The organism is Streptomyces sp. RP5T (assembly GCF_003933965.1).
Classification (GTDB): domain Bacteria; phylum Actinomycetota; class Actinomycetes; order Streptomycetales; family Streptomycetaceae; genus Streptomyces.
The window spans coordinates 1-9,066 of sequence record NZ_RSAJ01000337.1 but is presented as its reverse complement, the minus strand read 5'-3'; the positions used below and the strand labels follow the sequence as shown (position 1 = coordinate 9,066).

General features: G+C 72.2%; 9 protein-coding genes. 4 read left to right on the top strand and 5 right to left on the bottom strand.

All coding sequences use genetic code 11. The features are described 5' to 3' along the window. A partial coding sequence (locus EHS43_RS28675; RefSeq protein ID WP_185806452.1) for a DoxX family protein occupies positions 1-573 on the bottom strand: 573 nt, incomplete at its 3' end. A 131-nt stretch (positions 574-704) separates the two neighbouring features. Here EHS43_RS28675 and EHS43_RS28670 point away from each other — a divergent pair. Together EHS43_RS28670 and EHS43_RS28665 are read left to right on the top strand one after the other, a co-directional pair. Next, positions 705-1,031 carry a nuclear transport factor 2 family protein gene (locus EHS43_RS28670; RefSeq protein WP_125193631.1) on the top strand — a complete coding sequence of 109 codons (327 nt, stop codon included), beginning with the start codon at positions 705-707 and terminating at the stop codon, positions 1,029-1,031. Between the two features lie 55 nt (positions 1,032-1,086). Then, a complete protein-coding gene (locus EHS43_RS28665; protein ID WP_125193630.1) occupies positions 1,087-2,067 on the top strand; it encodes an aldo/keto reductase in 981 nt (326 codons plus the stop codon). A 21-nt stretch (positions 2,068-2,088) separates the two neighbouring features. Here EHS43_RS28665 and EHS43_RS28660 read toward each other — a convergent pair whose 3' ends face one another. The 4 genes from EHS43_RS28660 to EHS43_RS28645 form a co-directional block, all read right to left on the bottom strand. After that, positions 2,089-2,781, bottom strand: a complete 693-nt coding sequence (locus tag EHS43_RS28660) for an ABC transporter ATP-binding protein (RefSeq protein WP_125193629.1) — start codon at positions 2,779-2,781, stop codon at positions 2,089-2,091. Positions 2,782-2,860: 79 nt separating this feature from the next. Next, complete coding sequence (locus tag EHS43_RS28655) at positions 2,861-4,333, bottom strand: ABC transporter permease (protein WP_125193628.1); 1,473 nt, start codon at positions 4,331-4,333, stop codon at positions 2,861-2,863. A 364-nt stretch (positions 4,334-4,697) separates the two neighbouring features. Continuing rightward, positions 4,698-5,456: an SDR family oxidoreductase gene (locus EHS43_RS28650; RefSeq protein ID WP_125193627.1), complete on the bottom strand. Its 759-nt coding sequence runs from the start codon at positions 5,454-5,456 to the stop codon at positions 4,698-4,700. A gap of 37 nt (positions 5,457-5,493) precedes the next feature. Then, complete coding sequence (locus EHS43_RS28645) at positions 5,494-6,516, bottom strand: Gfo/Idh/MocA family protein (RefSeq protein WP_125193626.1); 1,023 nt, start codon at positions 6,514-6,516, stop codon at positions 5,494-5,496. A 117-nt stretch (positions 6,517-6,633) separates the two neighbouring features. On the opposite strand from EHS43_RS28645, the gene EHS43_RS28640 reads away from it, so the two are divergent. Then, entirely contained in the window at positions 6,634-7,932 is a 1,299-nt protein-coding gene (locus EHS43_RS28640) for a multidrug effflux MFS transporter (protein ID WP_125193625.1), read from the top strand. After that, a complete protein-coding gene (locus EHS43_RS28635) occupies positions 7,884-9,059 on the top strand; it encodes a serine hydrolase (protein ID WP_125193624.1) in 1,176 nt (391 codons plus the stop codon). Before EHS43_RS28640 ends, EHS43_RS28635 begins: the two co-directional genes overlap by 49 nt. Positions 9,060-9,066 lie beyond the last annotated feature (7 nt).

Below are 9,066 nucleotides of genomic sequence, written 5' to 3'. Positions count from 1 at the left end.
CTCCCCAATCAACGCCTCGTCCTCCTCGAACAGCGTCGTCTGGCCGTCGTCGCCCCCGTTCTCCTTCTCCCGGAGTCGCCGGTTCCGGGCGCCCACGATCAGTGTGGTCGCCAGGGCCGTCGCTCCGAGGGCCGCCGGTACCATCCAGCCCCGGTTCACCGCGTGGCCGAGGGCGTGGTCCAGGGAGAGGCGGCCCGGGCCCGTCACCGCGAGGCCCGCCGCCGTGAGGCCCAGTGAGGCCGCGTACTCGTAGCCGCCGCCCGCGTTGAAGAACCCGTTGGGCGCGTGGACCGCGGACGCCCCGGCCATCGCGCCGGCCGCCGCCGCACCCGCCGCCGGGGTCGCCAGGCCCAGCGCCAGCAGCGCTCCGCCGCCCGCCTCGGCGAGGCCCGCCGCGGTGGCGCTCGCCTTGCCCGGCGCGTAGCCCACCGACTCCATGAACTGGCCGGTGCCCTCCAGCCCGCCGCCCCCGAACCAGCCGAGCAGTTTCTGCGCGCCGTGGGCGGCCAGCACACCCCCGGTTCCCAGTCGGAGCAGCAGCAGGCCCAGATCGCGTCGGTCGTAAGCGGTCACGATGACTCCCAGCACAAGAAGCGGAATGAGACCCCCCTCGCGTTTCCACCGTCGCACCGCTCACACCTGCCCGGAACCCCGCGCAGCCGTTCGGGTGGCGGGCTCGCACCCGCGGTGTGAGGCTGGCCGGCATGACGATTCAGACCGCCCGACTCAGCGACCCGGCCGTCCGTGCCTTCGTCTCCGCCGTCAACGCCCATGACCGTGAGGCCCTGCTGGCCCTGCTCGCGCCCGGCGCGACCATGGCGGACGACGGCACCGACCGTGACCTCGACGAGTGGATCGACCGGGAGATCTTCTCCTCCAACGGCCACCTCGACGTCGACAACGAGTCCAACGACGGCCGCTCCCTCCTCGCCCACTACCGCAACGACGCCTGGGGCGAGATGCGCACCCGCTGGGACTTCACGGTCGGGGAGGACGGCAGGATCTCCCGCTTCGAGACCGGCCAGGCATGAGTTCCCGGGAAACCCCTTGCCCTGGAGCGCACTTCAACTCCTAGCGTTCTGCGGCATGGAGACCACACGCACACTGGGCCGCTCCGGCATCGAGGTCAGCGCACTCGGCTTCGGCTGCTGGGCGATCGGCGGTGAATGGCAGGCAGCCGACGGCCAGCCGCTCGGCTGGGGCAAGGTCGACGACGAGGAGTCCGTACGGGCGGTCCGGCGCGCCCTGGACCTCGGCATCACCCTCTTCGACACGGCGGACACCTACGGCGCCGGACACAGCGAGCGGGTGCTGGGCCGGGCGCTGGGCAAGCGCCGCGACGACGTCGTCCTCGCCACCAAGTGGGGCAACGTCTTCGACGAGGACACCCGCACCCTCACCGGCCAGGACGACACCCCGGCCTACGCCCGCCGCGCGCTCACCGCGTCCCTCGCCCGCCTCGGCACCGACCACATCGACCTGTACCAGCTCCACCTCTCCGACCTCGGCCCGGCCCGCGCGGCCGAACTCCGGGACACGTGCGAGGAGTTCGTGAGCGAGGGGCTCATCCGCGCCTACGCCTGGAGCACCGACGACCCGTCCCGTGCCGCGGTGTTCGCCGAGGGGGAGCACTGCGCGGCCGTACAGCACGCGCTCAACGTCATGCAGGACGCGCCCGAAATGCTGGCCCTGTGCGAGGAGTCGGGGCTCGCGAGCGTCAACCGCAGCCCGCTGGCGATGGGGTTGCTCGCCGGCAAGCGCCAGGGGCCCCGGGACTCCGGTGACATCCGCAGCAGGCCCCCGGCCTGGCTCCAGGGCTTCGGGGACGGCACGTCGGCCGACCCCGAGTGGCTGGCCCGCATCGACGCGCTCAAGGAGATCCTCACCAGCGAGGGCCGCACCCTGGCCCAGGGCGCGCTGGCCTGGATCTGGGCCCGCAGCCCGCGGACGGTACCGATCCCGGGCTTCCGTTCCGTGGCCCAGGCGGAGCAGAACGCGGCAGCGATGGAGAAGGGGCCGCTCACCGAGGACCAGGTGACCGAGATCAACCGCGTCCTGAACCGGTGAGCGGCCCGACTTCCCCGGCTCCTAGTGCGCGTAGGACTGTTGCTGCTCGGTCAGGGTGATCCGGCCCGCCCTGATGGTGGCGAGCCGCGGTGCCCGCCGGGCGATCGACGAGTCGTGCGTGACCATGACGAACGTCAACCCGTACTCGTGCCACAGCCCTTCCAGCAGGGCCATGATCTCGTCCCGCATGGACTCGTCGAGGTTGCCGGTCGGCTCGTCCGCAAGCAGCACCTTCGGCTTCTTGACCAGGGCCCGCGCGATGGCCACCCGCTGCTGCTGTCCGCCGGACAGCTCGGCGGGCGCGTGCGTGAGCCGCTCGCCCAGTCCCACCGAGCGCAGCGCCTCGGCCGCCCGCTCGCGCCGCTCGGCCGGCTTCACGCCGAGCGGCACGAGAGCCGTCTCCACGTTCTCCTGAGCCGTCAGTGTCGGGATGAGGTTGAAGGACTGGAAGATGATGCCGATCTTCTCGGCCCGCAGCCGGGTCAGCTTGGCCTCGCCGATCTTCGCGAGGTCCACGCCGTCCAGCTCGACGCTGCCCTCCGTCGGACGGTCGAGCCCGCCGATCATCTGGAGCAGCGTGGACTTGCCGCCGCCGGTGGGGCCCTGGATGACCAGCTGGTCCCCGTCCTCGATGGTCAGGTCGACGCCGCGCAGGGCTTCGACGGTCTCCTTGCCGCGCGTGTAGCGCTTGGTGACGCCGGTGAGTCTGTACATGAGAGCTCCGTTGAGAATCCGCCGTGGAGGTGAAGTCGGGCGGTGAAGTCGGGCGGTGAGGTGAGGCGGTCGGCGGGTGCTAGGACACGCTGCGCAGCGCGTCCGCCGGCCGCATCCGGGACGCCCGCCAGCCGCCCATCGCCCCGGCGATCAGGCCGCCGGTCACCGCGAGGCCCACGGCAAGGGCGATGGTGGTCGTCGAGACCGGCGCGGACAGCGCGATCTCCATGGTGTTCTGCGCGGACTGCTGCCCCGGGCCGCCGCCGCCCGGACCACCGCCCATGCCGCCGGCGCCCCCGGTGCCGCCGAGCTGCGCGGTCAGCTTGGGGCTGATCGCGGTCACCGTGTACGCGGCCGCCAGGCCCAGCGCGATGCCGAGCGCACCGCCGAGCAGGCCGTTCACGATCGACTCGCCGACGACCTGCCGGGTGACCCGGCGACTCGGCCAGCCGAGCGCCTTCAGGGTGCCGAACTCACGGACCCGGCGCGAGACCGCCGAGGAGGTCAGCAGCGCGGCCACCAGGAAGGCGGCGACGAGCACCGCGACGGAGAGCCACTTGCCGACGCTGGTGGCGAGATCGGAGGCGGTGGACAGCGAGCCGGACACCGTCTCCGCGAGGTCCGCGGAGGTCGTGACGGTCGTACCGGAGATGTTCTTCTGGATCGCCGCCTTGACGGAGTCGATCTGCTGGGAGTCGGTCGCCTTGACGTAGACCGTGGTGACCTGGTTCTTGGCGTCGGCCAGCGTCTGGGCCTGCTTCAGCGGCAGGTAGACGTCGGTGGTGGACTCGCTGCTGTCGGGCGTCGCGATACCGATGATCGTGTACGTGGTGCCGGAGATCTTCAGGGTCCCGCCGACCTTGAGGGAGTTCTCCTTGGCGTACGACTTGCCGACGACCGCGACCTTCGCGTTCGTCTGCGCGGCGGTGAAGGTCTTTCCGGAGGTGATCTTCGAGCCGGCCAGCGGGCCGAGGGTCTGGTCGCTGACGTCGACGCCGGTGACCGAGTAGGAGTTCACGTCGAAGTCGGCGCCGCCGCCCTGGACCTGGGGTGCGGCGGTGCCGGTGCCGCCGGAGCCGCCGCCCGGACCGCCCTGACCGCTGTTCCCGGTGTTTCCGCCGGAACTCTGGGCCTTGCCCTGGGTGAAGGAGCCGTCGACCTTGGTGACGTTCAGGGTCAGCGCGCCCACCGCGCTCGCCACGCCCTTCTGCGCGGCGACCTTGGTGACCACCGAGGACGCCAGGGCCTGACCGCCCTGGGTCATCACACGGTCGGAGCTCTGCTTCTCGTCGCTGTCGTCGGAGCTGGCGTCGAACCGGAAGTTCGGTCTGCCCGAACTCCCGGACGTCGGGGCCGACCTGGCCTTGGTGACGGTCATGTCGGTGCCGAGGCCGTACAGCGACTTCAGGACCTTGTCCTGAGCCTGCGTCATGCCGGCCGACACCGAGTTGACGGTGATGACCAGCGCGATACCGAGCGCCAGACCCAGTGCGATGACCAGGGCCGCCTTCTTGCGCCGGCCCAGCTCGCGCTTGAGATAGATGCCAAACATCCCGTTCCTCGAAGGTTCTTGGCGCCCGCTGTGGGCGCGCCCTCAAGGTAGGGACGCCGCATTGCGGGGCCGTGAGGAAGGGATATGGACCGGCTGAGAAGGCATGTGTGCGAGCTGAGAATGTGCGCGGCGGCCGTCCACGGACCGGTGCGCATCCCGCGGTCCCACGCGAGATCCACCCCCACCCGGCCGATGGACGGCCGCCGCGCTCCCCCCTCGGGCGAGGCCGACGGAACGCCGCCCCCCAAGTGTGAAGCTCTTGTGGAGAGCGCGTGATGAGCATAAGCCGTCGACCGGCCGTAACGGGGGTGGAATCAGAAATTCCACTTGTGGAAATCGACCGCTCAACCACCCCCGCGAATGCTCAACCGCGCCCCACGTACGGCATCGCCGTCGCCAGTACGGTCGCGAACTGCACGTTCGCCTCCAGCGGCAGCTCCGCCATGTGCCGCACCGTGCGCGCCACGTCGGCCACGTCCATCACGGGTTCCGGTACGACCTCCCCGTTGGCCTGCAGCGCTCCGGCCCCCATACCCGCGGTCATGTCGGTCGCCGCGTTCCCGATGTCGATCTGCCCGACCGCGATGCCGTACGGCCGCCCGTCCAGCGACAGCGACTTGGTGAGGCCGGTGAGGGCGTGCTTGGTCGCGGTGTAGGCGACGGAGTGCGGCCGGGGGGTGTGCGCCGAGATCGAACCGTTGTTGATGATCCGGCCGCCCCGCGGATCCTGCTCCTTCATCTGCCGGTACGCCGCCTGCGCGCACAGGAACGCCCCGTTGAGGTTGGTGTCCACCACGTGCCGCCACGCGTCGTACGGCAACTCCTCCACCGGCACCCCACCGGGCCCGAAGGTCCCCGCGTTGTTGAACAGCAGATCCACCCGCCCGAACCGCTCCACGGCGGCGGCGAACAGCGCGGCCACGTCGTCGGGGAGCGAGACGTCCGTGCGTACGGCGAGAGCGGCGCCCTCCGGCACGAGGGCCGCCGTCTCCTCCAGCGTCCCCGCCCGCCGCCCGGCCAGCGTCACCGACCAGCCCGTCCGCAGCAGTTCCACGGCGACCGCCCGCCCGATCCCGGATCCCGCGCCGGTCACCACGGCACTCTTCACGTTCTTGGTGTCCATGGGAGCGCAGCGTAGGTGAGCCCGCGGCGCCGGGCGGTCAGGCCTGCGCGAGGAGCTCCCCTGCCCTCTCTCCCGGGTAGCGGACCCCGATCCGCTCCCGTATCGCGTCCAGGGTGCGCATCACCGCGAGGGTGCCCTCCAGCGGCACCAGCGGGGACTCCGTCTCACCTGCCCGCAGCGCGCGCATCACCTCGCGGGCCTCGTGCTTGAGGCTGCTGCGGGGCCCGTCGGCCGGGTCGGCGACGAACTCCTCGGGCTCCCGGCCGTCGCGGTGCAGCACGAAACGGTCCGGGTGGAAGAAGCCGTTCGGGATGTCGATCCGGCCCAGCGAGCCGGTGACCGACGCGATCGTGGCCGTGCCGCCGGTCAGCGAGCAGTGCAGCGAGGCCAGCGCCCCGCTGTCCCAGGAGAGCATCGCGCCCGTCTGGAGGTCCACGCCCTCCTCGGACAGCACCGCCTTCGCCGTGACGTCGGAGGGCTCCCCGAGCAGCAGGTGCGCGAACGACACCGGGTACACCCCGAGGTCGAGCAGCGCGCCCCCGCCCTGCGCGGGGTCCCGCAGCCGGTGCGAGGGCGGGAAGGGGCCGGCGAGCCCGAAGTCGGCCTGCACCGTGCGCACCTCACCGATCGCCCCGTCGGCGACGAGGGCCTTGAGCCGCCGGACCAGCGGGTTGCAGTACATCCACATGGCCTCCATGAGGAAGCGCCCGTGCTCCCTCGCGAGCCCGGCCAGCTCCTCGGCCTCGCGCGCGTTCAGCGTGAACGCCTTCTCGCACAGCACGTTGCGGCCGGCGGCCAGACACAGCCCGGCGGCCGCCCGGTGCGCCGCGTGCGGGGTGGCCACGTACACGACATCGATGTCCGCGTCCTCGGCGAGTGCGGCCCAGTCGCCGTACGCCCGCTCGATCCCGAACCGTTCGGCGAACGCCTTCGCCGAGGACTCGGACCGGGAGGCCACCGCGACCACCTCGGCGTCCGGCAGATCCACCAGGTCAGCGGTGAACGCCGACGCGATCCCGCCGGTCGCCAGAATCCCCCAGCGCACGCTCTGCTCCGTCATTCCCGGCTCCACCCTCGCTCACCCGACCGTCGCCACCTTGTACGAGCTGAGAGCATAGGTGGCCGGGGGTCCGGGGGGTCCCCCGGGACGACGCAGTACATGGAGAGGGAGGGGCACATGCCCGAGCAGGGGGCACCGACACCGCACCTGGAACAGCGGACGGCCGCGGCCGGCACGGAACCGCCCGCGGCCGCCGTGCGCCGCACCGGACTGCTCGTCACCCTGCTCCTGGGCGGCCTCACCGCCACACCACCGCTGGCGATGGACATGTACCTGCCGTCGCTGCCGGAGGTCACCGACTCCCTGCGCGCGCCCGCCGCCACCGTCCAGCTCACCCTCACCGCCTGCCTGCTCGGCATGGCGCTCGGGCAACTGGTGGTCGGCCCGATGAGCGACCGCTGGGGCCGCAGGCGCCCGCTGCTCGCCGGTCTCCTCGTGTACGTCGTCGCCACCGCGCTGTGCGCCCTCGCGCCGAACGTGGAGTTCCTGGTCGGCTTCCGGCTGGTGCAGGGGCTCGCGGGCGCCGCGGGCATAGTGATCGCCCGGGCCGTGGTCCGGGACCTGTACGACGGCGTCGCGATGGCCCGGTTCTTCTCCACCCTCATGCTGATCGGCGGGGTCGCGCCGATCGTGGCGCCGCTGATCGGCGGACAGATCCTGCGGGTGACGGACTGGCGGGGCGTGTTCGTGGTCCTCACGGTCATCGGGGCGCTGCTCGCCGCCCTGGTCTGGGCGAGGCTGCCCGAGACCCTCCCGGCGGCCGAGCGGCACACCGGCGGGGTCACCGACGCCCTGCACTCCATGCGCCGCCTCCTCGCCGACCTGCCGTTCACCGGCTACATGCTCACCGGCGGCTTCGCCTTCGCCGCGCTGTTCGCCTACATCTCGGCGTCCCCGTTCGTGGTCCAGGAGATCTACGGCGCCTCCCCGCAGACGTTCAGCCTGCTGTTCGGCGTGAACTCGGTCGGACTCGTCGTGGTCGGCCAGATCAACGGCAAGGTGCTGGTGGGCCGGGTCGGCCTGGACCGGGTCCTGGGCGTGGGCCTGCTGACCGTGACGGCGGCGGCCGCGGCCCTGCTGCTGATGACGGCCGGGGTCTTCGGCGAGGTGGGGCTGTTCCCCGTCGCCGCCGGCCTCTTCGTCCTGATGTCCGCGATGGGTGTCACCCTGCCCAACGCCCAGTCCCTCGCCCTCCTGCGCACCCGGCACTCAGCCGGTTCCGCGTCCGCCCTGCTCGGCACCTCCTCCTTCCTCATCGGCGCGGTCGCCTCCCCGCTGGTCGGGATGGCCGGAGAGGGCACCGCCGTCCCGATGGCGGTCATCCAACTGGTGGCCGCACTGGTAGCCCTCACCTGTTTCATGGCAATGTGCCGTCCTTGGAACACGCGTGCGATCGCGGAGGGAGCGGAGAACTGAGCGCACCGAGACTGCGCGTCGACACACCGGAGCGGGCCGGGCTCGACCCCGGGGAACTGCGGCACCTCGTCCGGGAGTTCCACGCCCTCACCACCGGCGAACACCCCTGGGCCCCCGGCGCCGTACTGGTCGCGGGGCGCGGCCCGGTGATCGCCGTGGAGGAGGCGTCGGGCTGGGCCGTCCGTTACGCGTCCTACGACCCCGAGGCCGACGCGGGCGTGGAGCTGCCCCCCGAGGAGCGGGTCCCGGTCCGGGTGGACACCCCCTTCGACCTGGCGTCCCTCACCAAGCTGTTCACCGCCGTGGCGGCGGTGCAGCAGATGGAGCGCGGCACGCTGGGCATCGACGCCCGGGTGGGTGCCTACCTGCCCGAGTTCACGGCGGCCGTGACCCACGGCATCACCGTCCGCGAACTGCTCACCCACACCTCGGGACTGCGCCCCGAGCTCCCGCTGTACGACTGCGACGACGCCGAGGCCCGCCTGAACCTCCTGCGCGCCGAGCCGCCCATCGGGGTGCCGGGTACCTACACCTACTCCGACCTCAACCCGCTCCTCCTCCAGCACGTCCTCGAACGCATCACCGGCCGCCCCCTCGACGTCCTCGTCCACGAGGGCATCACGCGGCCCCTCGGGATGACGTCCACCGGCTTCGGCCCCTGCCCGCGGGCGGCGGCCACGGAGGACCAGCGCCGGCCGTGGGCCAAGGCGGACCGGGGGATGCTGCGGGGCGTGGTCCACGACGAGAACGCGTGGGCGCTGGGCGGGGTGGCGGGCCACGCCGGCCTCTTCTCGACCGCGCGGGACCTCGCGGTCTTCTGCCGGGCCCTGCTGGCGGGCGGCGCGTACGGTCCCGCCCGCATCCTCGGCCCGGACTTCGTGGAGCTGCTGCTGACCCCGCCGGGGCTGGGCTTCGCCCTGGACCAGAAGTGGTTCATGGGCGAACTGGCGGGCCGGGGAGCGGCGGGCCACACGGGCTTCACGGGCACGTCCCTGGTCCTCGACCCGGCGACCGACACCTTCGTCGTCCTCCTGGCCAACACGGTCCACCCGAGAAGACGCCCCCCGGACAACCGACCGAGAGCCCAGGCAGCGACAAGACTGTCCCGAGCGGTACGGGACGCGTAACCGGCAC

Coding starts and splice junctions, on each gene's coding strand:
- EHS43_RS28670 (WP_125193631.1), top strand. CDS start 705: ATGACGATTCAGACCGCCCGACTCAGCGACCCGGCCGTCCGTGCCTTC.
- EHS43_RS28665 (WP_125193630.1), top strand. CDS start 1,087: ATGGAGACCACACGCACACTGGGCCGCTCCGGCATCGAGGTCAGCGCA.
- EHS43_RS28660 (WP_125193629.1), bottom strand. CDS start 2,781: ATGTACAGACTCACCGGCGTCACCAAGCGCTACACGCGCGGCAAGGAG.
- EHS43_RS28655 (WP_125193628.1), bottom strand. CDS start 4,333: ATGTTTGGCATCTATCTCAAGCGCGAGCTGGGCCGGCGCAAGAAGGCG.
- EHS43_RS28650 (WP_125193627.1), bottom strand. CDS start 5,456: ATGGACACCAAGAACGTGAAGAGTGCCGTGGTGACCGGCGCGGGATCC.
- EHS43_RS28645 (WP_125193626.1), bottom strand. CDS start 6,516: ATGACGGAGCAGAGCGTGCGCTGGGGGATTCTGGCGACCGGCGGGATC.
- EHS43_RS28640 (WP_125193625.1), top strand. CDS start 6,634: ATGCCCGAGCAGGGGGCACCGACACCGCACCTGGAACAGCGGACGGCC.